The organism is Stenotrophomonas maltophilia (genome assembly GCF_013464915.1).
Taxonomy (GTDB): Bacteria; Pseudomonadota; Gammaproteobacteria; order Xanthomonadales; family Xanthomonadaceae; genus Stenotrophomonas; species Stenotrophomonas maltophilia_AT.
Window position 1 is genome coordinate 34,056 of sequence record NZ_RAVT01000013.1, and the last position, 22,975, is coordinate 57,030.

A 22,975-nucleotide genomic window follows, 5' to 3' on the forward strand; every position below is an offset into this window, starting at 1 on the left:
CGCACAGGCACCCGGACCGGTTCGATACCCTTGGGAGAACGTAATATCAGCACCCCTGACAACAAACAGAACCGCAAGAATCAGGAAATCCGTGTGCCGCGCGTCCGCGTGATCGGCAGTGACGGAGAAATGATCGGCGTGTTGTCGCGCGACGAAGCGCTGTCCATGGCCGAAGATGAAGGCCTGGACCTGGTCGAAATCCAGCCGCAGGCCGATCCGCCGGTCTGCAAGATCATGGACTTCGGCAAGTTCAAGTTCGAAGCGCAGAAGAAGGCCAGCGAGGCCAAGAAGAAGACCAAGCAGGTCGAGATCAAGGAAGTGAAGTTCCGTCCGGTCACGGACGAGGGCGACTACCAGATCAAGCTGCGCAAGATGCGCGGGTTCCTCGAGGATGGTGACAAGATCAAGGTCAACATCCGTTTCCGTGGCCGTGAAATGAGCCACCAGGAACTGGGCCGCGAAATGGCCAACCGGATCGAGACCGATCTGGGCGAGGACATCGTCATTGAATCCCGTCCGCGCCTGGAAGGGCGTCAGATGGTCATGATGATCGCGCCGAAGAAGAAGACCTGAGGCCTGACGGGCCGCCTTCCGGGGCGCCTGGCTGAATGGTTCAGGGTAAGGGGACGCCGCTGGCGTCCCTTTGCTTTTGCAGGAGGCCGGTGAATTGCCGGTAAAGGGTTGCAGGGGCTGGTGGCAGGGTGGTTTTGCCTGTATCATGCCCGGCTCGACCCACCCAGGACGGGTCGTACGCCGATCATGGCAGGACGGAAAGAGCGGCCCAGGCCGCCGCCAGATCAGTCAGAAACCAGGGTCACCCCCATCAAGGACATTGCAATGCCCAAGATCAAGACCAACCGGGCAGCGGCCAAGCGTTTCCGCAAGACCGCCTCGGGCAAGTACAAGTGCGGCCACGCCAACCGTAGCCACATCCTCACGAAGAAAGCGACCAAGCGTAAGCGTAATCTGCGTCAGACGGGCCATGTCCGTGCAGAAGACGCAGGCCGTCTGGACCGCATGCTCCCTTACCTCTGAGGAACTGAAAAATGGCACGAGTTAAGCGTGGCGTACAGGCGCGTCGCCGCCACAAGAAAATCCTGGATCTCGCCAAGGGCTATTACAACGCCCGTCGCAAGGTCTTCCGCGTCGCCAAGCAGGCGGTCATCAAGGCACAGCAGTACGCCTACATCGGCCGTAAGCAGAAGAAGCGCAACTTCCGTTCGCTGTGGATCACCCGTATCAATGCGGCTGCCCGCATCAACGGCCTGAGCTACAGCCGCTTCATGAACGGTCTGCTGAAGGCCGGCATCACCCTGGATCGCAAGGTCCTGGCTGACATCGCCGTGCACGACGCAGCCGGTTTTGCCGCGCTGGCCGAAAAGGCCAAGGGCGCGCTGGCGGCATAAGTCCTTCCCGATGCCGTAACCGTTCACTCGGAACGGTGTCAGGTCAAGGCAATGCATGGGGAAGGGCGCAAGTCCTTCCCCATTCTTTTTTGGGTCCCGGCGAGGCCACGACGGCAGCGCGGGGACGGCGGTGGCGACAGGGGTCGGCCCTTCGCGCATCGCGATGGCAGATCGACTGGAGTTCCGGCCCCCCATGAGCGACATCCAATCCCTCACCACCCAGGCGCTGGCCGATGTGGCCGCCGCACAGAGCCCCGACGTGCTGGAACAGCTGCGCGTGGCCCTGCTTGGCAAGAGTGGCAGCATCACCTCGCAGCTCAAGCAGCTCGGCGCCCTGCCGGCCGACGAGCGCAAGGCCGCCGGTGAAGCGATCAACCAGGCCCGTGACGCGCTGACCCGCGCGCTGGGCGAGCGCAAGGCGCTGCTGGAAGACGCGGCACTGGATGCGCGCCTGGCCGCCGAAGCCATCGACATCACCCTGCCGGGCCGCAACGGCGATCGTGCCGGCCTGCATCCGATCACCCGCACCCTGGAGCGCATCACCGGCATCTTCGGCCGGCTGGGCTACGAGCTGTCGGAAGGGCCGGAGATCGAGGACGACTGGCACAACTTCGAGGCGCTGAACTTCCCGCCGCACCATCCGGCGCGCGCCATGCACGACACCTTCTACTTCGGTGACGGCCGCCTGCTGCGCACGCATACCTCCGGTGTGCAGGTGCGCTACATGGGCGACCACGCGCCGCCGCTGCGCATGATCGCCGCCGGCAAGGTGTACCGCAGCGACAGCGACCAGACCCACTCGCCGATGTTCCACCAGGTGGAAGGCCTGCTGGTGGACGAGCATTCGACCTTCGCCGACCTGAAGGGCACGCTGGCCGAGTTCGTGCGCGCCTTCTTCGAGCGCGATTTCGAGATGCGTTTCCGTCCCAGCTACTTCCCGTTCGTTGAACCGGGCGCGGAAGTGGACATCGCCTGGCAGCAGCCCGATGGCAGCACCCGCTGGCTGGAAGTGCTCGGCTGCGGCATGGTGCATCCGAACGTACTGCGCAACGTCGGCATCGATCCGGAGCGCTACACCGGCTTTGCTTTCGGCATGGGCGTGGAGCGTTTCGCGATGCTGCGCTACGGCGTCAACGATCTGCGCGCGTTCTTCGAGAACGACGTGCGGTTCCTGAAGCAGTTCGCGTAACGAACCAGGTAGCGCCGGGCCATGCCCGGCCGATTCAACAACGCAGGCCCAGGCGCATGCGCCGGGCCCACCAGGGTGACACCATGAAATTCTCCGAAAACTGGCTGCGCAGCCACGTCCCGACCTCCGCCTCGCGCGATGAACTGAGCGCGGTGCTGACCGCCATCGGCCTGGAAGTGGAAGAGGTGACCGCACTTGGCGAAGGCCTCGACCACGTGGTCGTGGCACGCATCGTCGAAGCCGTGCGCCATCCCGAAGCCGATCGCCTGCAGGTGTGCAAGGTCGACGCCGGGCAGGGCGAGCTGCTGCAGATCGTCTGCGGCGCACCGAACGCGCGGCCGGGCCTGGTTGCGCCGCTGGCGATGGTCGGTGCGCAGATCGGCGAGCTGAAGATCAAGCCGGCCAAGCTGCGCGGCGTCGAGTCCAACGGCATGCTGTGCTCGGCCAAGGAGCTGGGCCTGGACAATGATGCGTCCGGCCTGCTGGAGCTGCCGGACGATGCCCCGGTCGGCCAGACCCTGGTCGAGTACCTGGGGCTGCCGGACGCCAGCATCGAGATCAAGCTGACCCCGAACCGCGCCGACTGCTTCAGCCTGCGCGGCATCGCCTACGACGTCGCTGCGGCCACCCGCAGCGAAGTGCTGGATTTCGCCGCCGATGCCATTGCGCCGGCCGGCAGCCGCGAACTGTCGATCCAGCTTGACGCTGGCGCCGAAGCGCCGCGTTACCTGGGCCGCGTCATCGAAGGCGTCAACGCCGCCGCCAGGACCCCGCTGTGGATGGCCGAGCGCCTGCGCCGCAGCGGCGTGCGTCCGGTCTCGCTGCTGGTCGACATCACCCAGTACGTGATGCTGGAGCTGGGCCAGCCGATGCATGCCTACGACCTCGGCACCCTGCAGGGCAGCATCGGCGTGCGCCGTTCGCGCGCCGGCGAAAGCCTGAAGCTGCTGGATGGCCGAGATGCCGCGCTGGACGACAGCTTCCTGGTGGTCACCGATGCCGACCGTGCGGTCGGCCTGGCCGGCCTGATGGGCGGCTTCGACACCCGCGTCACCGATGACACCACTGCGGTGTTCCTGGAGGCTGCGCACTTCGCGCCGGCCGCGATCATGGGCCGTGGCCGCAAGCTGGGCCTGCACACCGATGCCGGTCACCGCTTCGAGCGTGGCGTCGATCCGGCGCTGCCGCGCACCGCCATCGAATACGCCACCCGCCTGGTGCTGGACCTGGCCGGCGGCAACCCGGCGCCGGTCACCGAGGCCGTGCGTGCCGATGACCTGCCGCAGCCGGCGACGATTGTGCTGCGCCGCGCGCGCATCACCCGCGTGCTGGGCATCACCATCGACGACGCAGAAGTCGAGCGCATCCTGCGCGCGCTGGGCATGGACGTGGCTGCCACGGCCGAGGGCTGGCAGGTCGCCGCGCCGAGCCGTCGCTTCGACATCGCCATCGAAGAAGACCTGATCGAAGAACTGGCCCGCATCCACGGTTACGAGCAGATCCCGACCACGCTGCCGGGCGGTGCCTCGCGCGTGGCGATGCCGAGCGAGACCCAGCTGGACGCGCTGAGCGTGCGTCGCCAGCTGGTCGCCCGTGACCAGCAGGAAACCGTCAACTTCGCCTTCGTCGACGACGCGCTGCTGACCCAGTGGCAGCTGCGCGACGGCCTGGTGCCGCTGGCCAACCCGCTGTCGGCGGAACTGGCGGTGATGCGCCCGTCGCTGCTGCCGGGCCTGGTCGCCACCCTCGGCCGCAATGCCGCGCGCCAGCTGGGCCGCGTGCGCCTGTTCGAGATCGGGCGCGTGTTTGCCGAGCAGGCCGGGGACGGTCAACCGGCACCGCTGGAAACCCCGCGCGTGGCCGCTGCGGTCTGCGGCGATGCGCAGGCGGTGCAGTGGGGCCTGCCGACCCGCAAGGTCGACTTCCACGACCTGAAGGGCGACCTGGAATCGCTGGCCGCCGCCAGTGGTGCGCAGCTGGAGTTCCGCCCGTCGGCCCGTCCCTACGGCCACCCGGCGCGTTCGGCCGAGGTGTTCCGCGATGGCGTGGCGATTGGCTGGATCGGCCAGGTCCACCCGCGCCTGGCCAAGGCGATGGACATCGAAGCCGACGTGTACGCCTTCGAGCTGGACCTGGAACCGCTGACCGCCCGTCGCCTGCCGCGTGCAGGCGAGCTGTCGCGCTTCCCGGCCGTGCGCCGCGACCTGGCGTTCCTGGTGCCTGAACAGGTGGCCTGGGCCGACCTGGCGGCGACCGTCCGCCAGGCCGCCGGCCCGCTGCTGCGCGACCTGAACCTGTTCGACCGCTATGTTGGCCAGGGCGTCGAGCCGGGATTCAAGAGTCTCGCTATGGGCTTGATTTTGCAGGACAAGTCGCGCACTCTGACGGACCGCGACGTGGATGCGGTGGTGGCCGAGGCGGTCACTGCCATCGAGCGTGAACACCACGCCCGGATCCGCGGCTGAGCGGGCAGCACTCGGGGGTAGCAGGCAATGGCATTGACCAAGGCGGAGATGGCGGAAAAGCTGTTCGACGAAGTCGGTCTGAACAAGCGGGAAGCCAAGGAATTCGTCGACGCGTTTTTCGATGTGCTGCGTGAAGCATTGGAACAGGGACGTCAGGTGAAGCTGTCGGGCTTCGGTAATTTCGATCTGCGGCGCAAGAACCAGCGCCCGGGTCGCAACCCCAAGACCGGCGAGGAAATTCCGATTTCCGCCCGTACGGTGGTCACCTTCCGTCCGGGCCAGAAGCTCAAGGAGAGGGTGGAAGCTTATGCTGGATCCGGGCAGTAACCGCGAACTACCGCCGATCCCGGCCAAGCGCTACTTCACCATCGGTGAAGTCAGCGAGCTGTGCGACGTAAAGCCGCACGTCCTGCGCTACTGGGAAACCGAATTTCCCAGCCTTGAGCCGGCCAAGCGCCGAGGCAACCGCCGCTACTACCAGCGCCATGACGTGCTGATGGTGCGGCAGATCCGCAGCCTGCTGTACGAACAGGGCTACACCATCGGTGGTGCGCGCCTGCGTCTGGACGGCCCCGATGCGCGCGAGGAATCGGCGTTGAGCAACCAGATCATCAAGCAGGTGCGCATGGAGCTGGAAGAAGTGCTGCAGTTGCTGCGCCGCTGATCCCATTTCCATCGTAATCCGCTATACTTCACGGCCCGCCGCACTGGCGGGCACATCGCAGCATCAGTCGGGGCGTAGCGCAGCCTGGTAGCGCATCTGCCTGGGGGGCAGAGGGTCGTCGGTTCGAATCCGGCCGTCCCGACCACTGTGATGAATCAAGAAGCCTGCGCAGCAATGCGTGGGCTTTTTTGTGCGCGCGGTGTATGCTGCGCGCCACTCGTACTACCGCGGCTGCTGAACCCGGTACTCACGAGAACACATCATGGAATCTGCACGAAACCGTGCCTGGCGTCGCAGCCAGGCCTGCAACCGCGGTGGCGACCGCGCCACGACCGCCTACAGCTACAAGCCCGAGAAGAACTGGAAGCTGTTGTATACGCGTGATGCCAAGCTCGCGCGCGCACGCCAGCTGGGCTTCACCTATCCGGTCCTCAGCGCCCGCCAACTGCAGGAACAGGAATGATCAACCTGCTGTTCGTTTGCAGCCGCAACCAGCTGCGCAGCCCGACCGCCGAAGCCATGTGGCGACGGCGGCCCGGCTTCACTGCGCGGTCGGCCGGCACCAGCCCGCATGCACGACGCCCCATCGACCCGGCGGACATCCGCTGGGCCGATGTCATCTTCGTGATGGAGGCCAAGCACCAGCATCGCCTGCAGGCCGCATACGCGCGCCTGCTGGAGCACAAGCGCCTGCATTGCCTGGACATCCCCGACGACTATCGCTGCATGGAACCCGTGCTGATGGACCTGCTGGACACCAAGGTGACCACGTATCTCGATCAGCTGCCGGCAAAGCGGTAGATCAGCTCCGGATCGCCTGCGTCCAAACCATGCACGATGCCGCTGTCGATGAAACCCGAGGCGGCGAGCAGGCGTTGCATGGCGATGTTGGAGGCATTGGTCGAGGTGAACAGCTTGCGTTGTCCACGCTGTGCGATCGCGTGCCGCAGCAGTGCGGCGCCGACGCCCTGGCTGCGTTGTTCGCGCGCCACCATCAGCATCTCGACGAAGGCTTCGCCGAAGAAGTGATGGTGGATGGCCAGGTAGCCGGCCAGCTGGCCGGCCCGTTCGGCCACGTGGACGCCACCGCTCGCCTGCCAGTCGCTGATCTGCCGTGCGCGCTGCGGATCGTGGGGCGCAACGCTGTCGAGCGCGATCAACGCGGGAACGTCTGCGGGCAACGCCTCGCGGATATGCAGCATCGTCGAAGAAGGAGCGGGCGGCACCATCGAAGGCTCCCGGGGGAGGTACGCCCAGTCTATCGATCACGCCGGCCGTGTCTGCACATCCGCCACAGCCAGCGCGCGGCCGGCAGTCAATACACCCGGAACTCGGCCCTGCAGCCGTCGCTGACCCAGATACCGCGTCGGTCCCAGCCCCAGTTGTGGTCTTCGATGCAGGCCGTCACCGACTTCTGCCTGACCATGCGCACCTCATGACGCACGCGGATGCGGCATTCCTTGTCCTTCTTTTCATAGGACTCACAGACCAGGCGTTCACCCTCATCGTCGCGATCACGGCCCCGGCCGCGTCCCGGCCAGCGGCCATGTCCGTCGGCGACGAACTCGGCACGGCAGCCATCGGTCACCCACAGCATGCGACGGCTCTGGCCCCAGTTCTGGTTTTCCACGCAGCGGGTGACCGACAGTTGCCTGGCCAGGCGCATCGGGCCCTCGACCGGGCATTGCTCGGTCTTGTTGAACTGGGATTCGCAGCGAAGTGCGGGAATGCGCGCTGCGTCGTAATCCTGGGCGGTCACGGTGGTGGCTGCAAGCAGCATGGCCAGGGAGATGCCGCCAATGGGCAGCAGCAGGCGATGGGTCATGGGGGCCTCGTTGAGGGAGCGGGGCGGCAAGAATGACCCAGCCCGGGTCCATTGGAACGCTTCGTTCCCGACGTGGCTCAGTGGGGATTTAGTAGTGCGCGCAGGTCCATGCAGAGGCTTACATCCCGTATCATCGCTGCACATCCGATCGCATCGGGTTACACCTTCTTACACGTCTTCCACGCCTGTTGGCGCGGCCTGTGGCGGCCGTCACTGGCGCGCGGCCGGCCTGTGGAGGACGATGCGCGGACCACGACGACCACAGGGGGTTGCGTTGATCAGCAGTATCGTCATTCATCGCTCGGTAGGCGCAGGCGCGGCCGAGGTGCAGGTCCTGGACACTACGTTCAAGGGCAAGCATGTGTTCGTTGCCTGGGGGCTGCGCGGGCCGGAACTGACCCGCAGCGCGGACCCGGCTGCCACTGTGGCTGCGCGCAAGGCGCTGCAGGCCGTGGCAGGGCACAGCGAGGGGCCGCGCAGCCCGGAAGTGTTCATTGCCAACCAGTCGGCGGTGGCGATCACCGTCTATCGCCTGCTCACCGAAGCGCGCTCGGGAGATGGCGTCTTCTTCCTGTGCGATTCGCAGGCCGTGGTCGACTGGTTGGTCACCGCGCTGGAAGTGCAGGGCGCGGACTGATTCCACGCTCCGGCGTGCATCGATTCACGCCAGCACCGCGTCCACGGCGGCCCGCGCATGCAATGCAGTGGTATCGAACAGCGGTACGGCGCTGTCTTCCGGCCGTACCAGCAGCATGATCTCGGTACAGCCCAGGATGATCGCTTCAGCGCCGCGCTCGACCAGGCGCGCGATCACGCCGGCGTAGACCTGTCGCGAGTGCTCGCTGACCACACCGGCGATCAGTTCCTGGTAGATGATGTCGTGCACGCTGCGACGATCATCGGCTTCGGGAACCAGGACCTCCAGTCCGAAGCGTTCCTGCAGGCGGCCTCGATAGAAGTCCTGCTCCATGGTGAAGGCGGTACCGAGCAGGCCGACTTTGCGCGCGCCTGCCTGCAGGATCGCGGTCGCGGTCGGATCGGCGATGTGCAGAAGCGGCAGCGTGCAGGCCGCCTCGATGCGATCGGTCAGCTTGTGCATGGTGTTGGTGCAGATCATCAGCAGGTCGGCGCCGCCCGCCTGCAGGCGCCGCGCGCCATCGACCATGTGATCACCCAGGGTGTCCCAGTCGCCGTCGTGCTGCAGCTGCTTGATGCCGGCGAAATCCACCGACCACAGCAGCAGCTGTGCGGAGTGTGCACCTCCGAGCCGCCGCCGTACCTCCTCGTTGATGAGCCGGTAATACTGCGCCGAGCTTTCCCAGCTCATGCCGCCGATCAGGCCGAGAGTCTTCATGCGCTGCTCCAGGGAAGAGATTGTCATTGCAGCACAGATGGGCACAGGCGTGCGGTGCGTGCCATCTGTAACCTCCACATCCATGCCGTGCTGTATGTACCACGTGCCGTGCCCACGGCCTATGCTGGCGTGCTCTTCCGAGGTGGATGTCGAATGGCCCTGCATACCTGGTGGTGGTTCCTGGCCACGGTCTTTGTCCTGTGCGGTACGCCGGGGCCGAACATGCTGCATATCCTGGGGCGCAGCGTCGGGCTGGGTTTCCGTGGCAGCATTCCGGCGATGGCAGGATGCCTGCTGGCGATGCTGCTGGTGCTGGCCGCGTCCGCTGCTGGCCTGAGCGCGCTGCTGCATTCCTCGCCGATGCTGTTCGAAGTGCTGCGCTATCTGGGCGTGGCCTACCTGGCTTGGCTGGGCCTGAAGGCATGGCGCGACAGCTGCCGTCCCGCGCCACCGGTGACGGTGGATGCCGCAGTGCCGATGACACCGGCGCTCGGTGCCTGGCCCGTGTTCCGGGGTGGGCTTCTGGTCGGCCTGAGCAACCCCAAGCTGCTGTTGTTCGCTGCTGCGTTCCTTCCGCAGTTTGTCGATCCGTCGCGCAGCCAGGCCGTGCAGTACAGCGTGCTGGTGGCCACCTTCGCCGCCTGCGAACTGTTCTGGTACGTGATGTACGCGGCGGGTGGACACGGCCTGCGCCGCTGGTTGGCCAGGCCGTTCGCGCGGCGCTGGTTCGAGCGCCTGGTCGGAAGCGTGTTCCTGGCATTCGCGGTCGCGCTGCTGCGCTTCCGGCCGCGCTGATTCACGCCGCGCACGCGGCCTGTTCACGAGTACGGCATCGGCGCCGGCCTAGCCTGATCCCACTGTTTATAGTCCCTGCGGGGAAAGGATCGACATGATCAAGTGGGCCATCATCTTCGCCATCATCGGCGTCATTGCGGGCGTGCTCGGCTTCGGCGGCATCGCCGGCGCCGCCGTCGGCATCGCCAAGTTCCTGTTCTGGGCCGGCATCATCATCGCCGTAGTGTTGTTCCTGCTCGGCATGACCGTAGCGAAGAAGGTCAGCTAGCGTTGATCGCGCAGCAGCATGCTCAGTGTGCGCTGCTGCGCGAGAACAGGTTGATCACCAGCACGCCGGCGCAGATCAGGCCGATGCCGATCAGCGCCGGCGGATCCAGGCGCTGCTTGAACACCACCAGCCCGATCAGCGAGATCAGCACGATGCCGACCCCGGACCAGATCGCATAGGCGATTCCGGTCGGTATCGATTTCATGGTCACCGACAGCAGGTAGAAGCACAGTCCGTAGCCGACCAGCGCACCCAGCGTTGGTGCCAGTCGACTCATGCCGTCGGATGCCTTCAGCAGAGATGTGGCGATCACTTCCAGCACGATTGCGGCGGCGAGATAAGCGTAGGGATTCATCGCGGGCTCCGACTCACAGCGGGTCGCACAGCTTCAGCGCCTGTTCGGCCATCGCCAATGCGTTGATGCGTTCTTCCTCGTCCAGCGGTCGGCCGTAAGCGGTGGCCCAGTAGCCATCGGCGGCGCAGCGCGCGGCATACAGCCGTGGATCACTGGCTTCGTCGGGGAACTCGGCCAGCATCGCGCGCTTCCAGTCGCGCCAGTGCGCAAGCAGGCCCGGTTCCATCAGGTTGCCCAGGGTCAGGCCGATGTCGTTCTCCTGTTCCTGCTGCAGCAGGTGTTCGAAGTTGGCCTGTACATAGGCGCGGCTGAAGCTGCCATGTCCCACCGGATTTTCCTGCAGCAGGGCGCGCACCCGTGCTTCGAACTCGCCGATGAGCGCCCCGATGGCTTCGTCGACCAGGGCCTGCTTGCTGCTGAAATGATGGAACAGCGCGCCCTTGCTGACCCCGGCTGCCTGCGCGACGTCCTGCACGGTCAAGGCCGCCAGGCCCTGCTGGCCGATCACTTCAATGGTGGCCTGCAGCAGCGACTGGCGCACGCTGTCGGGCGCCTTGCGGCGCGAACGGGAAGGGGATGCGGACATGGCAGGAAGAAACCGACTGGACGGTACGATTGTAGCGCAGGCGCTGCACTGCCACTGCCGGCGCGAGGCCGGCAGCCTGTACTCAATCGCCGATGCGGGCGAAGCGCGGTTGCGGTCCGTGTTCGCCAGGGACCTGTTCAATGAACATCGGATACGGGCGCACCCACAGGCCGCCTTCACCATAGAGGGCGCGATACAGCACCAGTGGCTCCAGCGTCTCACTGCTGCGCACGATGTCGATCACTTCGTACTCGCCGCCCTTGAAATGGCGGTAGCGGCCCGGGGCGAGGGTGGGCAGCGGGCTCAATTCAGCCATGGCGCGCACCGCTTACTTGCGGGCCGGGCTGGCCGGCTTCGCGCAGTAGCTGTCGATGGCCTCGGCGGTGTTGGCCAGGCCCTGCGCCTGTGCCAGTTCCCACGGGCGTTCGCAGCGCTGGCTGTGCTCGCACCACTGGTAGCCGGCCGAACCGATGCAGCCATGGGCATCGCGATCGCCACCGACGACCGGCGTGGCCGGGGTTGCGGCTGCAGCATCGGCGCGCGCGGCCGCCTGATCCTGGCTCGCGCAGGCGGCCAGGACCAGCAGGGCTGGAATCAGAAGAAGCGCTTTCATCGGGTGGGCTCCGTGCCTAAAGCAACAGTGTCTGCCGCAGCCTTGCCGGCAGCAAGCGCTCAGTGCACGGCGGCCCGGATCAGTTCCTCGATCAGCACGAGGTAGCTGGCCACGAAGTAGAACTTCAGCAACGTCCAGCGCTGCTGCGAGAAGAAGGTGCGCATGTGGAAGGGGCCCCTGTTGATGACGATAGTGTGAAGCCCGGCTGACTCCGTGACAAGGATCACGGAATGAACAGGCTAAACGGACTCAGGGATGTGAGGGGAGGCCGACCGCGTCCGGTGGCATTTTCGTACATGTCCGATAGGCCATCCCTGAGGCGATCGCTAGCCTGTGGAGGTACCGGCCAGCATCCAACCGCCTGCCGCTGCATCCTTTCACCTGCAGGAGCCTTTCATGGTCATCACCGTTCAATGCACTGCCCGGCACTGGGCCGTGCTGCATCCACATGCGCCCGATGCCGCGTGTTACGTCCGTGGCGCCGACGCTTTCGACGCGGCCTTCGCGCTTGCCCAGGAGCACCATCGCCGCACGGGACAGTGCAGCACGGTGCGGGTCGCCGCATTCGGCACGTCAGTGGAAGCGGTCCGTGTTGGAGAGTGAAACCTGGGGCAGTCCGGTGCGGTCAGCCGCGGTTGAGTAGTTTGAATGGGAAAAAACCGGAACAGCGCGCCCCCCTGTGCGTCGTGCCGCGAATCCCGGATGCTTGCGCCATCGTATTCATCTGGAGACATCGATGGGCAAGGCACTCACCTGGCGCACCGTGGCCTGCACCCTGCTGCCAATGCTGGCAGCCGCCGGTGGCGCGCAGGCGCAGAGCTATGGGTACGGGTATGACGACGACCGCTACGGCGGCCGTGAGGGCAGTGGCATCGTGCGCTGCGAGTCGATCAAGAACCGTAGCAACGAGTGCCGCCTGGAGGGCCGCGCGCGGATGATCCGCCAGTTGTCCGGCTCGCCGTGCGTGGAAGGTGAGACCTGGGGCCAGTCGCGCTATGGCGTCTGGGTGACCCAGGGCTGCCGCGCCGAGTTCGTTGGCGAGTACCGCCGTGGTGGCGGCTGGGGCAATGGTGGGGGTTGGGGCAACGGCAATGGCAACGGTTGGGGCGGCGGTGAGGTGATCACCTGCCATTCCAATGGCCACCGCCAGGAGTACTGCGACGCCCGCATCCGCCGCGGCGTGCGCCTGGTCCGGCAGGATTCGCGCAGTGCCTGCATCGAGGGCCAGACCTGGGGCTGGGGTCGTCGTGGCATCTGGGTCAGTGACGGCTGTCGGGCACAGTTCCAGGTGAATTGAGCCTGGCCCTCTAAAATCAGAAAAATCTGATACAGCTCACATTTTGAACTGTCGTATCTTCTGCGATCAGGGCGCCTCTGTGTGTCCCTGATCTGTTGCGATGATTCCTGCCGTGATCGGCAGGAATGGTCCAGCCACCATCGATACGCTGCCTCAAGGAGTGAGCCGCATGTTGATCCGCCTGCAATGCGAACAGCGCCAATGGCGCGTGCTGCATCCGGACCGGCCGGAGCCGATCGATTTCCGCGACGGTGCCCGGGCCTTCGACTTCGCTGAAACCCTGGCGCGCCTGCACTTTGTCGATACCGGGCAGCGCGCTGCCGTGCGCGTGGAAGCCAGCGGCGCCTTCGTGGAAGCGGTCAGCTACGGCTGAGTGCGGGGCCCGCCGGCTCATTTTTCCGGGAGCCACCATCCACGCATGGCGTGGATCCATCTTGTATCTGTTTCCACGCATGGCGTGGACTGGCCTCTGCTCCACAGTAGATCCACGCCATGCGTGGATCCATGGACGTGTGATGGGCCTCAGCCCGCCGCGCTCAGCGGTGGGGTACCCGCAGCCAGCTGCGGCCAACGCTTGAGCACGGCCGCACGGATGCCCGCTGCGTCGATGCCGGCTTCGGCCAGCAGGTCCTCGCGGCTGGCATGGTGCTGGTAGCTGTCGGGCAGGCCCAGGTGCAGGATCGGGCGCAGCACGCCTTCGGCATTGAGCAGCTCACCGACACCGGAGCCGGCGCCGCCGGCCACCACGTTGTCTTCGATCGTCACCAGGCCTTCGTGCTGGGCGGCCATGGCCAGCACCAGTTCGCGATCCAGCGGCTTGATGAAACGCATGTTGACCACGCTCAGGCCCAGTTCGCGGCCGACCTGTTCGGCGGCGGCCACGGTGCTGCCGAAGGCGAGCAGGGCAACGCGGGTGCCCTGCAGGCGCAGTTCGCCCTTGCCGATCGGCAGGGTGGACAGATCGGTGCCGGCTGCAACGCCGGTGCCGGTGCCCCGCGGATAGCGCACGGCGGCCGGGCCCGGGTGCTGCAGGCCGGTGCTGAGCATCTGCCGGCACTCGGCCTCGTTGGACGGCGCCATCACCACCAGGTTCGGCACGCAACGCAGGAAGCTCAGGTCGAGGTTGCCGGCATGGGTTGCACCGTCCGGGCCGACCACGCCGGCGCGGTCGATCGCAAACAGCACGTCCAGGTCCTGGATCGCCACGTCATGCACCAGCTGGTCGTACGCGCGCTGCAGGAACGTGGAATAGATCGCCACCACCGGCTTGCCGCCCTGGGTCGCCATGCCGGCGGCCAGCGTGACCGCGTGCTGTTCGGCAATCGCCACGTCGAAGTAGCGTTGCGGGTATTCCTTGCTGAATCGCACCAGGCCGGAGCCTTCGCGCATCGCCGGGGTGATGCCGTACAGGCGCGGCTCGGCGGCGGCGGCATCGCACAGCCAGTCGCCGAACACATCGGTGTAGGTCGGCTTCTTGGCGCCGGCCTTGGCCACCAGGCCCTTGTCCGGGTCGAACGGGCCGACGGCGTGGTAACCGATCTGGTCGCCCTCGGCCGGCTCGTAGCCCTTGCCCTTGGTGGTCATCACATGCAGCAGCTTCGGGCCCTTGGAGGCCCGCAGCGTCTTCAGCGTGGACAGCAGGGCGGGCATGTCGTGGCCATCGATCGGGCCGGTGTAATGGAAACCCATCTCCTCGAACATCGTGGACGGCACGAACATGCCCTTCCAGTGTTCTTCCCAGCGCTTCACGAAGCGTGCCGGGTTGTTCTTCTTGTCACCGAGAATCTTCTTGCCGCCTTCGCGCAGCGCGTTGAGCGTGCGGCTGCCGGTGGCACGGCCGAGCATCTTGGTCAGGCCGCCGACCGCCTCGGAGATCGACATGTTGTTGTCGTTGAGGATCACCAGCAGGTTCGGTTCCGGGTCCATGCCGCCGGCGTGCATCAGGGCTTCGAAGGCCATGCCGGCGGTCATCGCGCCGTCGCCGATCACCGCAACGACCTTGCGGTCGTCGCCTTCGGACTGGCGCGCGATGGCCATGCCGAGTGCGGCCGAGATCGAGGTCGAGGAGTGGCCGACGCCAAAGGTGTCGTATTCGCTTTCCTCGCGTTTCGGGAACGGCGCGACGCCGTCCTTCTGCTTGACGGTATGGATCTCGTCGCGACGGCCGGTGAGGATCTTGTGCGGGTAGGTCTGGTGACCCACGTCCCAGACCAGCTGGTCGTGCGGGGTCTGGTACAGGTAGTGCAGTGCCACGGTGAGTTCGATCACGCCCAGGCCGGCGGCGAAGTGGCCACCGCTCTTGCCCACCGATTCGATGAGGTAGGCGCGCAGTTCGTCGGCGACCGCCCTCATTTCGGATTCGTCGAACGTGCGCAGGTCATCCGGTGTCTGGATGCGCGCGAGGCGGGGATAGCGGGCAGAGTCGATCATCATGTTCGCACTTGTTCTGAACGCCCATTTTCGCCCTCAAACGGGGGTGGGGCAAGCAAACGCCGCCGCCCGTGACAGGACGGTGAGGGTTGCATTTTCGGCGATTCAGGTGCTCAGTTTTGACCGCTTCGGCAATTGCGCCTTCAGGAAGGCCATCTGGTCGGCCAGGATGTTGCGGTTGGACAGGATCAGATGCTCGATCCAGCTGGGCCGGTAGGGCACCGCCAGCAGTGGCATTCCGGCCTGCTGCGGGGTGCGGTCGCTCTTGCGCGAGTTGCAGTGGAAGCAGGCGGTGACCACGTTTTCCCAGCAGTCCAGGCCTCCCTTGGACAGTGGCATGACGTGGTCGCGGGTGAGCGTGGGGCGGTTGAACTGCTGGCCGCAGTACATGCACAGGTGGGCGTCGCGGGCGAACAGGGCCGGGTTGGTCAGGTTCGGCGTGGGGTCGATCGCGCGGGAGCGGGCGTGGCCGCGGGCGGCGATGATCGGGTGCAGGTCCATCCCGCTCTGCAGGCCGCTGAAGCGGTTGGTGCCGCCGTGGATGTGCAGGCAGGGATCGCCGAGTGTCCAGGCGACGGCTTCGCGGGCGTAGAGGCACGCCGCATCCTGCCAGGTGATCCAGTCCAGTACGCGTCCGTGGGCATCAAGCGAGAGCAGCCGGACCGAACCGGGGCGATGCAGCGTCGTGGCGTTGGGCGATGCTTCGGCGCCCGGAGCAGAAAACGGAGCTCCGGCTTCGATCAGACCCAAGCGTGTAGTGTCTGTCTCCATCGGGAGAACAGCTTATACCTGAATTGTTGCGTTTTGGGTATCGCTACTTGGGCKATACCCAAAACGCAACAATTCAGGTCCGCGCATTCCTCCTATTCCCCGCGCCTGTCGGCGCGCCCCCTTTAACAAAAGGGGGCTTTTCTCCAGATGGATTGTGGGGCGGACTGTCAGGCTGGGGTCGGATCCCTTTCCGCAGGAAAGGGCTCTGACCCCTCGTCCACGCATGGCGTGGATCTGCCGTGTCGACCAAGGTCGACACCTACACAACAGCAGCAGAAATCTGTCGAAGGCGGGGTGGGTCCGGTTGCGGGGGCGTGAGCCGCATGGATGCGGCGATCGAGCTTACATGGACGTACTTGCAGCGTCCCCCGCAATTGGACCCACCGCGCCATCCCGCAGGAAGCCAGCTCTTGCCGTTGATGTTGCTGTTGCGGTTGCTGTTGCGGTTGCCGGCCAGCGGCCGGCACTACCGCGGGTGCCGGGCGCAGCCCGGCTCAGGCGCCGAAGCGCTCGTCGTCCATCGCCATCAGCGGGGCGGCGCCCGCCTGGATGGCGGCGGCGTGGCTGAGGGTGCGCGGCAGCACGCGGGCGAAGTAGAACCGCGCGGTCTCGCGCTTGCCCTGGGCGAAGGCGGCGCCGTGCGCGCTGGCATCGGCGGCGGCCACGCTGCGGGCCCACCAGTAGGCCAGCACCACGTAACCCGAATAGAACAGGTAGTCGTAGCTGGCCGCACCCAGTTCGTCCGGGTTGGCGGCCGCGCGCTGCAGCACGTCCAGGGTCAGCTTGCCCCATTCGGCGGCCTTGGCGCGCAGCGGGCCGATGAATTCGGCCAGCGCTTCGTTGCCCTCGTTCGCCTTGGCGAAGGCTTCGATCTCGGCCAGCATCAGCTTCAGGCCGGCGCCCTGGCTGGAGGCGGTCTTGCGGCCGATCAGGTCCAGTGCCTGGATCCCGGTGGTGCCTTCATACAGGGTGGTGATGCGGGCATCGCGGGCCAGCTGCTCCATGCCGTGCTCGCGGATGTAGCCGTGGCCCCCGAAGCACTGCAGGGCGTTGTAGGTGTTCTCGATACCCCACTCGGTCTGGCAGGCCTTGGAGATCGGGGTGAGGAAGCTGACCAGGGTGTCGGCGCGTTCGCGCTCGGCGGCGTCTTCGGCGTGGTGGGCGACGTCGATCAGGGTGGCGGCGTGCAGGGCCAGCAGGCGGCTGCCTTCGACCAGCGACTTCACCGTCAGCAGCATGCGACGCACGTCCGGGTGGACCAGGATCGGGTCGGCCGGCTTGTCGGGGAACCTGGCGCCGCTGAGGGCGCGCGACTGCAGGCGCTCACGGCTGTACTTCAGCGCGTTCTGGTAGGCACGCTCGGACAGGCCGATGCCCTGCAGGCCAACACCCAGGCGCGCGGTGTTCATCATGGTGAACATCGCCTGCAGGCCCTTGTGCGGCTGCCCGACCAGGTAGCCCTGCGCACCATCGAAGTTCATCACGCAGGTGACCGACCCCTTGATGCCCATCTTGTGCTCGATCGACCCGCAGCGCAGTGCGTTGCGCTCGCCGACGTTGCCCTCGCGGTCGACCTTGAACTTCGGGGTGACGAACAGCGAGATGCCCTTGGCGCCCGGGGGCGCGTCGGGCAGCTTGGCCAGCACCAGGTGCACGATGTTGCCGGTCAGGTCGTGCTCGCCGGCGGTGATGAAGATCTTGGTGCCGGTGATCGAGTAGCTGCCGTCAGCGTTCGGCTCGGCCTTGGTCTTCAGCAGGCCCAGGTCGGTGCCGCAGTGCGGTTCGGTCAGGCACATGGTGCCGGTCCAGCGGCCCTCGATCAGCGGCTTGAGGAAGGCCTCGTGCTGCCAGGCCTCGCCGTGCTGCTTCAGCGCTTCGATGGCGCCATGCGAGAGCAGCGGGAAGTTGCCCCAGGCGAGGTTGGCGGCGTTGATCATTTCGTTGAGCGGCACGCCCAGGGTGTGCGGCAGGCCCTGGCCGCCCAGCTCCGGCGAGGCGGTCAGGCCGGTCCAGCCGCCATCGACGAACTGGTCGTAGGCCTGCTTGAAGCCGGGCGGGGTGGTCACTTCACCGGTGGCCTGGTCGAGCACGCAGCCGATCTCATCGCCAACGCTGTTGAGCGGGGCCAGCACGGTGGCGCTGAAACGGCCGGCTTCTTCCAGCACGGCATCGACCACGTCGGCGGTGGCGTCGGTGAAGCCCAGCCGGGCGAACAGGGGTTCGACCTTGAGCACGTCGTGCAGGGCGAAACGGAGGTCGGAAAGCGGGGCGGTGTAGCTGCTCATCGGTACGTCTCGATTTGATCAGGGCAGGGGAGAACGGCGCCAGGCGCCGCGACGGAAGGTGGGAATCAGCGCAGCACGCCGGGCAGGCCCGGGGCCTGGTTGAGCGTGCTGCGGCTGCTGATATCGAAGCTGCGCTGCTTCTTTTCCTGCGGCGTGGCTGCCACCGTTCCCTTCAGGCCATAGGCCAGGGTGCGGTTGCCGGCCAGTGCATCGGCCACCACCAGGCGTGCGGCCGAACTGGGTACCAGGTCGACGTTGATGACGTCGGCCGAGGTGCCGCCGATGGAAATGCCCGGCTTGGCCTGCAGGGTGCCGGCTTCGGCATCGCCGACGGTCAGCGCCAGCGAGACATCGTCGAAGGTCATCGGCATGGAGCTGAAGTTCTGCAGGCGCAGGGCCACGGTCCAGTTGCCGTCGGCGCGCACGGTCAGCTGCTGCAGGCTGGCCGCCGGTTCCGAAACACGCTTGACGATGCCGTTGTTGCAGGCAACAAGGGCGAGGGTGCACAGGACGATCAAGGCGATACGGAAACGGTGGAGCATGGGCGCAGGTCCTCTGGAGGGGTGCGTTGGATAAGCATACTACGGCGTATGGTCGTTTGGATCGCCTGTGGCGACCCGTCGCAGAGGGTAGCGCGTGAAGATGGCGGCCGGGCGTGCGCGGCGCTGGATCTTCGGGTGCGCGGTGCGCGTGCGGATCGAGCGGCAGCTCAATCGGCGGGCGTATCGCGAAGCGGGGCCATCAGGCGCAGCGGGCCCAGGTCGTAGCCCATGGCTTCGGCTTTTTCTTTCAGCTGTTCGAACCGGGCGCGATCCATTTCCGGCAGGCGCGAGAGAATCCACAGGTATTTCCGGTCCGGTTCACCGACCAGCGCCCACTGGTAGTCCGGGTCAAGCGCCAGCACCCAGTAGTCCGCCCAGACCAGTGGCACCCAGCTCAGCCAGTCCGGAACGAAGCGCACCTGCAGCTGGCCGGGATGGCCGGCCACCGGGCGTGCCACGCCTTCTGCGACCACGCGTTCACCGTCGGCGTTGCGGCAGGCATTGGTGACACTGATGCGGCCATCGCGGCGCAGCCCGTAGTTGGCGGTGATGTCGCCGACGCATTGCTTCTGGAACGACACCGGCAGGTGCGCGATCTCGTGCCATTGGCCTGCATAGCGGTCGATGTCCAGCGTGTCGACCGCCCGCACCGGTTCGGCGGCGATCACCGGGGAGGCGGCCAGCAGCAGGCAGGCGAGCAGGGCGGGGCGCAGAGGCATCGGCAGGCTCCAAGCAGGAGTCTGGAGCGTAGGTGCCGCCGCACATGCCGGTGTAAATGTTTCGTCAACCGGGTGGTATGGCCGCCGCTTGCGCGGAGCGCGAACAAAAAAAGACCCGCATTTCTGCAGGYCTYYGAADDTGGTGGCCGAAGACGGAATCGAACCGCCGACACGGGGATTTTCAATCCCCTGCTCTACCAACTGAGCTACTCGGCCACATGTTTCGTAGCAGCGAGGTCGCTGCCAAGGAGGCGTATATTACGGAGGTCGGATGCCTTCGGCAAGCGTTTTGCCAAGATTTCTTCACATTGCCGTCTGCGCGCCCGCAAGTGGTTGATCCGCCGTCGCGGTACAGGGCGGGAAGGGCCTGGAATCGATGCGGGCGCCCCGGCGCGATCCTGATCATCCCCTGTGGCGGAAATCAGCAGGCCGCGGTGATCGGCAATGCCGCAACGGCAAGGCCTGTGTCGGTGCCGCGTCGGGGCGGGCGATGGAACGCTGTTTTCGCGGCCGCTACCGGCGATCGTTGCGGCGTAGTGTCGGCATTCCTTTCCTGATGCTGGCAACAGCAGAGCCGGTCACCATGTCCGATTCCCGCGTTACCTCCCGTATCGTGCTGGCCTCGCGTCCGCAGGGCGCACCACGCGCAGCCAACTTCCGTCTGGAGCAGGCCGCACTGCCGGAACTTGCACGCGGCGACGTGCTGCTGCGCAACCGCTATCTGTCGCTGGACCCGTACATGCGTGGTCGCATGGATGAGGGCCCCTCGTATGCTGCGCCGGTGGCCATCGATGCGGTGATGGAAGGCCAGACCGTGGCCGAGGTGCTGCAGTCGAAGGCTGACGGCGTGTCGGTGGGTGACCTGGTGCTGGCGCCAGGCGGATGGCAGACCCATGCGGTACTGCCGGCCAAGGCACTGGGGCGTCGCCTCGATCCGGCCGGGCTGCCACTGAGCACGGCGCTGGGCGTGTATGGCATGCCAGGATTCACTGCGTATTCCAGCCTGCATGAGATCGCCCGCCTGAAGCCGGGCGAGACGCTGGTGGTCGCGGCCGCGACTGGTCCGGTGGGCGCAACTGTTGCGCAGCTCGCGAAGCTGCAGGGGGCGCGCGTGGTCGCCATCGCCGGTGGCGAAGCCAAGCGTGCCTATCTGCAGACGCTGGGCGTGGACGTGGCGCTGGATCATCGTGCGGCCGACTTTGCCGAACGGCTGCGCGCGGCGGTGCCCGCGGGTATCGACGTGTATTTCGAGAACGTGGGCGGGCACGTGCTGGATGCAGTGCTGCCGCTGCTCAACGACTTCGCCCGGATTCCGGTGTGCGGCACCATTGCCACCTACAACGAGCGTGGCGTTGAACAACCCGGCCCGGACCGGCTGCCGGCACTGTTCAGCCAGATCCTGCGCCAGCGCCTGACCGTGCGGGGTTTCATCGTGCACGACTTCAACCACCTGTGGCCGGACTTCGAACGCGAGATGCCGCAATGGCTGCGCGAAGGCCGCATCCAGTACCGCGAGGATGTGGTGGAAGGGCTGGAGAATGCGCCGGAGGCGTTCTTCGGGCTGCTGAAGGGGCAGAACTTCGGCAAGCTGGTGGTGAAGCTGGATTGAGTGTTCGCCGGGCACGGCCCGGCGCTACCGCAGGGCGTGCCGACCAAGGTCGGCACCCACTTCAGGCAGTCGAGGCCTTTTCCCGGCGCAGCAGTTCGCGCTTGCGCGCCACGCCCCAGGCGTAGCCGGACAGGTCGCCGTCGCGGCGTACGACGCGGTGGCATGGGACGGCCACCGCCAGTGGATTGCTGGCGCAGGCGCGCGCCACCGCGCGGCTTGATCGCGGGGCGCCGATGCGCGCGGCGATGTCGGCATACGAGGCGGTCTGGCCACGTGGGATCTGCTGCAACGCCTGCCACACGCGCTGCTGGAAGGCGGTGCCGCGGATATCCAGCGGCAGCGTGGCGCCCCGCGTCGGATCCTCGACCAGCCCAACCACCTGTGCCACCAGTTGTTCATAACCGCCATCGGCGCCGACCAGTTCGGCCTGGCGGAAGCGTTGCTGCAGTGATTGCAGCAGCGCTTCCGGATCATCGCCGAGCAGGATCGCGACCACGCCGGTGGTGCTGCTGGCCACCAGCACGCTGCCCAGTGAACTTTCGGCAAGCGCGAAGTGGATGACTTCGCCGCGACCACCGGCGCGCCATTGCTTCGGGGTCATGCCCAGCAGTTTCGGTGCGTTCTCGTAGAAGCGCCCGCTGGAACCGAAGCCGGCGTCGTGGAAGGCATCGGTGATGCGTTCCTGCTGTTGCAACCCGGTGCGCAGGCGGTCAGCGCGCAGTGCGGAGGCGTACTGCTTCGGGGTCAGCCCGGTGGCCTGCTTGAACAGGCGGTGCAGCCGGGTGGGGCTGCAGCCGGCGATCATGGCCAGTTCCTGCAGCGAGGGTTCGTCAAGGCTGGCCTGAAGGTGGCGGCAGACCCGTTCGACGCGGGCGTCGGTCGTGGGGAAGGCGGTGCTGTCCATGGCTGGATTCTGGCATGTGCCGGTGCTGCGGAAACTCCGTTTCCTGCACCGATCGGCCTGGCCCGGAAACGGAGTGTTGGCAGTCCGGAGGCAAGGCATCGTTGTGGCCACTTCACAACGGATGCCACGCCCATGCGCCTGAACAACAAGATCGCACTCATCACCGGAGCCAGCGCCGGCATCGGCCGCGCCAGCGCGCTGCGCTTCGCTGCCGAAGGGGCAAAGCTGGTGCTCAACGCACGGCGGCCGGAGCCGCTGCAGGCGCTCGCCGAGCAGATTCGCGCCGCCGGTGGCGACGCCGTGGTGCATGCCGCCGACGTGGCCGACCCGGGCACGGCGCAGGCGCTGGTCGATCTGGCCCAGCAGTCATTCGGTGGCCTGGACATCGCGCTCAACAATGCCGGCATGCTCGGCCCGGGCGTAGCGGCGGCGAAGTTCCCGGTGGACGCCTGGCGCGAAGTGATGGCGACCAATCTGGATGCGGCCTTCCATGCCGCACGCGCGCAGTTGCCGGCACTGCTGGCACGCGGCGGTGGCTCGCTGGTGTTCGTTGGCACCTTCGTCGGCCACACCGTGGGCTTCCCGGGCATGGCGGCCTATGCGTCGAGCAAGGCCGGGCTGATCGGCCTGAGCCAGGTGATCGCTGCCGAATACGGTGCGCGCGGAGTGCGCAGCAACGTGCTGCTGCCGGGTGGCACCGATACCGAGATGGGACGGCAGGCCGCACCCACTGGCGATGCCCGCGACTTCGTGCGCTCGCTGCACGCACTCAAGCGCCTCGCCGAGCCGGAGGAGATCGCCAATGCGGCGCTGTTCCTGGCCAGCGATGAAAGCAGTTTCGTTACCGGTACCGCGATGCGCGTGGAGGGTGGGGTGTCGATTACCCGTACCTGAGTGG

At 66.5% G+C, this 22,975-nt stretch carries 30 protein-coding genes and 2 tRNA genes; 18 read left to right on the forward strand and 14 right to left on the reverse strand.

The genetic code is table 11. The annotated features are described in order from the left end of the window. Positions 1–30 precede the first annotated feature (30 nt). From infC to D7T59_RS04915, 10 genes are all read left to right on the forward strand, one after another. The gene (gene infC, locus D7T59_RS04870) at positions 31–573 is read left to right on the forward strand and encodes a translation initiation factor IF-3 (protein ID WP_005410437.1); all 543 of its coding nucleotides are present in this window, start codon (positions 31–33) and stop codon (positions 571–573) included. A 264-nt stretch (positions 574–837) separates the two neighbouring features. Beyond that, complete coding sequence (gene rpmI / locus D7T59_RS04875) at positions 838–1,035, forward strand: 50S ribosomal protein L35 (RefSeq protein WP_005410436.1); 198 nt, start codon at positions 838–840, stop codon at positions 1,033–1,035. A gap of 11 nt (positions 1,036–1,046) precedes the next feature. Then, the gene (rplT, locus tag D7T59_RS04880) at positions 1,047–1,406 is read left to right on the forward strand and encodes a 50S ribosomal protein L20 (protein WP_005410435.1); all 360 of its coding nucleotides are present in this window, start codon (positions 1,047–1,049) and stop codon (positions 1,404–1,406) included. A gap of 193 nt (positions 1,407–1,599) precedes the next feature. Beyond that, positions 1,600–2,595 carry a phenylalanine--tRNA ligase subunit alpha gene (locus D7T59_RS04885; protein ID WP_005417865.1) on the forward strand — a complete coding sequence of 332 codons (996 nt, stop codon included), beginning with the start codon at positions 1,600–1,602 and terminating at the stop codon, positions 2,593–2,595. An 83-nt stretch (positions 2,596–2,678) separates the two neighbouring features. Then, positions 2,679–5,060, forward strand: coding sequence for a phenylalanine--tRNA ligase subunit beta (gene pheT, locus D7T59_RS04890; protein WP_164137577.1), 2,382 nt, complete (start codon positions 2,679–2,681; stop codon positions 5,058–5,060). Positions 5,061–5,087: 27 nt separating this feature from the next. Continuing rightward, positions 5,088–5,387: an integration host factor subunit alpha gene (locus tag D7T59_RS04895; protein WP_005410432.1), complete on the forward strand. Its 300-nt coding sequence runs from the start codon at positions 5,088–5,090 to the stop codon at positions 5,385–5,387. Further along, the gene (locus D7T59_RS04900) at positions 5,368–5,724 is read left to right on the forward strand and encodes a MerR family transcriptional regulator (RefSeq protein WP_005410431.1); all 357 of its coding nucleotides are present in this window, start codon (positions 5,368–5,370) and stop codon (positions 5,722–5,724) included. The genes D7T59_RS04895 and D7T59_RS04900 overlap by 20 nt, the downstream gene beginning before the upstream one ends. Before the next feature lie 68 nt (positions 5,725–5,792). Continuing rightward, positions 5,793–5,869 (forward strand) — tRNA-Pro (locus D7T59_RS04905). 117 nt (positions 5,870–5,986) lie between these two features. After that, positions 5,987–6,187: a hypothetical protein gene (locus D7T59_RS04910; RefSeq protein WP_164137576.1), complete on the forward strand. Its 201-nt coding sequence runs from the start codon at positions 5,987–5,989 to the stop codon at positions 6,185–6,187. Continuing rightward, complete coding sequence (locus D7T59_RS04915) at positions 6,184–6,525, forward strand: low molecular weight protein tyrosine phosphatase family protein (protein ID WP_180852105.1); 342 nt, start codon at positions 6,184–6,186, stop codon at positions 6,523–6,525. The genes D7T59_RS04910 and D7T59_RS04915 overlap by 4 nt, the downstream gene beginning before the upstream one ends. Here the strand turns inward: D7T59_RS04915 and D7T59_RS04920 are convergent. Both D7T59_RS04920 and D7T59_RS04925 read right to left on the reverse strand, forming a co-directional pair. Then, positions 6,504–6,953 (reverse strand): GNAT family N-acetyltransferase, encoded by a 450-nt coding sequence (locus D7T59_RS04920; RefSeq protein ID WP_180852104.1) that lies wholly within the window; start codon positions 6,951–6,953, stop codon positions 6,504–6,506. The two genes, D7T59_RS04915 and D7T59_RS04920, sit on opposite strands and share 22 nt — an antisense overlap. A gap of 86 nt (positions 6,954–7,039) precedes the next feature. Beyond that, entirely contained in the window at positions 7,040–7,549 is a 510-nt protein-coding gene (locus D7T59_RS04925) for a DUF3011 domain-containing protein (protein WP_180852102.1), read from the reverse strand. 241 nt (positions 7,550–7,790) lie between these two features. On the opposite strand from D7T59_RS04925, the gene D7T59_RS04930 reads away from it, so the two are divergent. After that, positions 7,791–8,186: a hypothetical protein gene (locus D7T59_RS04930; protein WP_164137572.1), complete on the forward strand. Its 396-nt coding sequence runs from the start codon at positions 7,791–7,793 to the stop codon at positions 8,184–8,186. Positions 8,187–8,210: 24 nt separating this feature from the next. Here the strand turns inward: D7T59_RS04930 and D7T59_RS04935 are convergent, their stop codons facing one another. Next, complete coding sequence (locus tag D7T59_RS04935; protein WP_180852100.1) at positions 8,211–8,903, reverse strand: aspartate/glutamate racemase family protein; 693 nt, start codon at positions 8,901–8,903, stop codon at positions 8,211–8,213. 153 nt (positions 8,904–9,056) lie between these two features. On the opposite strand from D7T59_RS04935, the gene D7T59_RS04940 reads away from it, so the two are divergent. Further along, positions 9,057–9,698, forward strand: a complete 642-nt coding sequence (locus D7T59_RS04940; RefSeq protein ID WP_180852098.1) for a LysE family translocator — start codon at positions 9,057–9,059, stop codon at positions 9,696–9,698. 94 nt (positions 9,699–9,792) lie between these two features. Then, complete coding sequence (locus D7T59_RS04945; protein WP_006380555.1) at positions 9,793–9,966, forward strand: DUF1328 domain-containing protein; 174 nt, start codon at positions 9,793–9,795, stop codon at positions 9,964–9,966. A gap of 22 nt (positions 9,967–9,988) precedes the next feature. Here the strand turns inward: D7T59_RS04945 and D7T59_RS04950 are convergent, their stop codons facing one another. From D7T59_RS04950 to D7T59_RS04965, 4 genes are all read right to left on the reverse strand, one after another. Beyond that, on the reverse strand, positions 9,989–10,321 hold the full coding sequence (locus D7T59_RS04950; RefSeq protein ID WP_164137569.1) for an SMR family transporter: 333 nt from the start codon (positions 10,319–10,321) through the stop codon (positions 9,989–9,991). Between the two features lie 13 nt (positions 10,322–10,334). Further along, on the reverse strand, positions 10,335–10,907 hold the full coding sequence (locus tag D7T59_RS04955; protein ID WP_180852096.1) for a TetR/AcrR family transcriptional regulator: 573 nt from the start codon (positions 10,905–10,907) through the stop codon (positions 10,335–10,337). 82 nt (positions 10,908–10,989) lie between these two features. Further along, positions 10,990–11,223: a DUF1653 domain-containing protein gene (locus D7T59_RS04960; protein WP_164137567.1), complete on the reverse strand. Its 234-nt coding sequence runs from the start codon at positions 11,221–11,223 to the stop codon at positions 10,990–10,992. Between the two features lie 12 nt (positions 11,224–11,235). Further along, a complete protein-coding gene (locus tag D7T59_RS04965; RefSeq protein WP_164137566.1) occupies positions 11,236–11,520 on the reverse strand; it encodes a hypothetical protein in 285 nt (94 codons plus the stop codon). Between the two features lie 396 nt (positions 11,521–11,916). On the opposite strand from D7T59_RS04965, the gene D7T59_RS04970 reads away from it, so the two are divergent. The 3 genes from D7T59_RS04970 to D7T59_RS04980 all read left to right on the forward strand — a co-directional run bounded on the left by D7T59_RS04970 (position 11,917) and on the right by D7T59_RS04980 (position 13,190). Beyond that, a complete protein-coding gene (locus D7T59_RS04970; protein WP_180852094.1) occupies positions 11,917–12,123 on the forward strand; it encodes a hypothetical protein in 207 nt (68 codons plus the stop codon). Positions 12,124–12,256: 133 nt separating this feature from the next. Further along, on the forward strand, positions 12,257–12,817 hold the full coding sequence (locus D7T59_RS04975) for a DUF3011 domain-containing protein (RefSeq protein ID WP_180852092.1): 561 nt from the start codon (positions 12,257–12,259) through the stop codon (positions 12,815–12,817). Positions 12,818–12,986: 169 nt separating this feature from the next. Then, positions 12,987–13,190 (forward strand): hypothetical protein, encoded by a 204-nt coding sequence (locus D7T59_RS04980; protein WP_005410416.1) that lies wholly within the window; start codon positions 12,987–12,989, stop codon positions 13,188–13,190. Positions 13,191–13,339: 149 nt separating this feature from the next. Here D7T59_RS04980 and dxs read toward each other — a convergent pair whose 3' ends face one another. From dxs to D7T59_RS05010, 6 genes are all read right to left on the reverse strand, one after another. Beyond that, on the reverse strand, positions 13,340–15,247 hold the full coding sequence (dxs, locus tag D7T59_RS04985; RefSeq protein WP_180852116.1) for a 1-deoxy-D-xylulose-5-phosphate synthase: 1,908 nt from the start codon (positions 15,245–15,247) through the stop codon (positions 13,340–13,342). A gap of 105 nt (positions 15,248–15,352) precedes the next feature. Beyond that, entirely contained in the window at positions 15,353–16,018 is a 666-nt protein-coding gene (locus D7T59_RS04990) for an HNH endonuclease (protein ID WP_019336875.1), read from the reverse strand. Positions 16,019–16,512: 494 nt separating this feature from the next. Continuing rightward, complete coding sequence (locus D7T59_RS04995; RefSeq protein ID WP_164138836.1) at positions 16,513–18,303, reverse strand: acyl-CoA dehydrogenase C-terminal domain-containing protein; 1,791 nt, start codon at positions 18,301–18,303, stop codon at positions 16,513–16,515. Between the two features lie 65 nt (positions 18,304–18,368). Beyond that, a complete protein-coding gene (locus tag D7T59_RS05000) occupies positions 18,369–18,845 on the reverse strand; it encodes an LEA/WHy family protein (RefSeq protein WP_164138834.1) in 477 nt (158 codons plus the stop codon). Positions 18,846–19,012: 167 nt separating this feature from the next. Continuing rightward, a complete protein-coding gene (locus tag D7T59_RS05005) occupies positions 19,013–19,564 on the reverse strand; it encodes a lipocalin family protein (protein ID WP_180852090.1) in 552 nt (183 codons plus the stop codon). Between the two features lie 140 nt (positions 19,565–19,704). Beyond that, positions 19,705–19,780: transfer RNA gene (locus D7T59_RS05010), tRNA-Phe, on the reverse strand. 367 nt (positions 19,781–20,147) lie between these two features. Here D7T59_RS05010 and D7T59_RS05015 point away from each other — a divergent pair. Continuing rightward, positions 20,148–21,173, forward strand: coding sequence for an NADP-dependent oxidoreductase (locus tag D7T59_RS05015; RefSeq protein WP_180852088.1), 1,026 nt, complete (start codon positions 20,148–20,150; stop codon positions 21,171–21,173). A gap of 61 nt (positions 21,174–21,234) precedes the next feature. On the opposite strand, the gene D7T59_RS05020 is transcribed toward D7T59_RS05015, so the two are convergent. After that, complete coding sequence (locus tag D7T59_RS05020) at positions 21,235–22,077, reverse strand: bifunctional transcriptional activator/DNA repair enzyme AdaA (protein ID WP_164138828.1); 843 nt, start codon at positions 22,075–22,077, stop codon at positions 21,235–21,237. A gap of 132 nt (positions 22,078–22,209) precedes the next feature. On the opposite strand from D7T59_RS05020, the gene D7T59_RS05025 reads away from it, so the two are divergent. Next, positions 22,210–22,971, forward strand: coding sequence for an SDR family oxidoreductase (locus tag D7T59_RS05025; protein WP_180852086.1), 762 nt, complete (start codon positions 22,210–22,212; stop codon positions 22,969–22,971). Positions 22,972–22,975 lie beyond the last annotated feature (4 nt).

Bases quoted from the DNA above. Each gene is read 5' to 3' on its own strand.
- rpmI (WP_005410436.1), top strand. From the start codon at position 838: ATGCCCAAGATCAAGACCAACCGGGCAGCGGCCAAGCGTTTCCGCAAG.
- rplT (WP_005410435.1), top strand. From the start codon at position 1,047: ATGGCACGAGTTAAGCGTGGCGTACAGGCGCGTCGCCGCCACAAGAAA.
- D7T59_RS04885 (WP_005417865.1), top strand. From the start codon at position 1,600: ATGAGCGACATCCAATCCCTCACCACCCAGGCGCTGGCCGATGTGGCC.
- pheT (WP_164137577.1), top strand. From the start codon at position 2,679: ATGAAATTCTCCGAAAACTGGCTGCGCAGCCACGTCCCGACCTCCGCC.
- D7T59_RS04895 (WP_005410432.1), top strand. From the start codon at position 5,088: ATGGCATTGACCAAGGCGGAGATGGCGGAAAAGCTGTTCGACGAAGTC.
- D7T59_RS04900 (WP_005410431.1), top strand. From the start codon at position 5,368: ATGCTGGATCCGGGCAGTAACCGCGAACTACCGCCGATCCCGGCCAAG.
- D7T59_RS04910 (WP_164137576.1), top strand. From the start codon at position 5,987: ATGGAATCTGCACGAAACCGTGCCTGGCGTCGCAGCCAGGCCTGCAAC.
- D7T59_RS04915 (WP_180852105.1), top strand. From the start codon at position 6,184: ATGATCAACCTGCTGTTCGTTTGCAGCCGCAACCAGCTGCGCAGCCCG.
- D7T59_RS04920 (WP_180852104.1), bottom strand. From the start codon at position 6,953: ATGGTGCCGCCCGCTCCTTCTTCGACGATGCTGCATATCCGCGAGGCG.
- D7T59_RS04925 (WP_180852102.1), bottom strand. From the start codon at position 7,549: ATGACCCATCGCCTGCTGCTGCCCATTGGCGGCATCTCCCTGGCCATG.
- D7T59_RS04930 (WP_164137572.1), top strand. From the start codon at position 7,791: ATGCGCGGACCACGACGACCACAGGGGGTTGCGTTGATCAGCAGTATC.
- D7T59_RS04935 (WP_180852100.1), bottom strand. From the start codon at position 8,903: ATGAAGACTCTCGGCCTGATCGGCGGCATGAGCTGGGAAAGCTCGGCG.
- D7T59_RS04940 (WP_180852098.1), top strand. From the start codon at position 9,057: ATGGCCCTGCATACCTGGTGGTGGTTCCTGGCCACGGTCTTTGTCCTG.
- D7T59_RS04945 (WP_006380555.1), top strand. From the start codon at position 9,793: ATGATCAAGTGGGCCATCATCTTCGCCATCATCGGCGTCATTGCGGGC.
- D7T59_RS04950 (WP_164137569.1), bottom strand. From the start codon at position 10,321: ATGAATCCCTACGCTTATCTCGCCGCCGCAATCGTGCTGGAAGTGATC.
- D7T59_RS04955 (WP_180852096.1), bottom strand. From the start codon at position 10,907: ATGTCCGCATCCCCTTCCCGTTCGCGCCGCAAGGCGCCCGACAGCGTG.
- D7T59_RS04960 (WP_164137567.1), bottom strand. From the start codon at position 11,223: ATGGCTGAATTGAGCCCGCTGCCCACCCTCGCCCCGGGCCGCTACCGC.
- D7T59_RS04965 (WP_164137566.1), bottom strand. From the start codon at position 11,520: ATGAAAGCGCTTCTTCTGATTCCAGCCCTGCTGGTCCTGGCCGCCTGC.
- D7T59_RS04970 (WP_180852094.1), top strand. From the start codon at position 11,917: ATGGTCATCACCGTTCAATGCACTGCCCGGCACTGGGCCGTGCTGCAT.
- D7T59_RS04975 (WP_180852092.1), top strand. From the start codon at position 12,257: ATGGGCAAGGCACTCACCTGGCGCACCGTGGCCTGCACCCTGCTGCCA.
- D7T59_RS04980 (WP_005410416.1), top strand. From the start codon at position 12,987: ATGTTGATCCGCCTGCAATGCGAACAGCGCCAATGGCGCGTGCTGCAT.
- dxs (WP_180852116.1), bottom strand. From the start codon at position 15,247: ATGATCGACTCTGCCCGCTATCCCCGCCTCGCGCGCATCCAGACACCG.
- D7T59_RS04990 (WP_019336875.1), bottom strand. From the start codon at position 16,018: ATGGAGACAGACACTACACGCTTGGGTCTGATCGAAGCCGGAGCTCCG.
- D7T59_RS04995 (WP_164138836.1), bottom strand. From the start codon at position 18,303: ATGAGCAGCTACACCGCCCCGCTTTCCGACCTCCGTTTCGCCCTGCAC.
- D7T59_RS05000 (WP_164138834.1), bottom strand. From the start codon at position 18,845: ATGCTCCACCGTTTCCGTATCGCCTTGATCGTCCTGTGCACCCTCGCC.
- D7T59_RS05005 (WP_180852090.1), bottom strand. From the start codon at position 19,564: ATGCCTCTGCGCCCCGCCCTGCTCGCCTGCCTGCTGCTGGCCGCCTCC.
- D7T59_RS05015 (WP_180852088.1), top strand. From the start codon at position 20,148: ATGTCCGATTCCCGCGTTACCTCCCGTATCGTGCTGGCCTCGCGTCCG.
- D7T59_RS05020 (WP_164138828.1), bottom strand. From the start codon at position 22,077: ATGGACAGCACCGCCTTCCCCACGACCGACGCCCGCGTCGAACGGGTC.
- D7T59_RS05025 (WP_180852086.1), top strand. From the start codon at position 22,210: ATGCGCCTGAACAACAAGATCGCACTCATCACCGGAGCCAGCGCCGGC.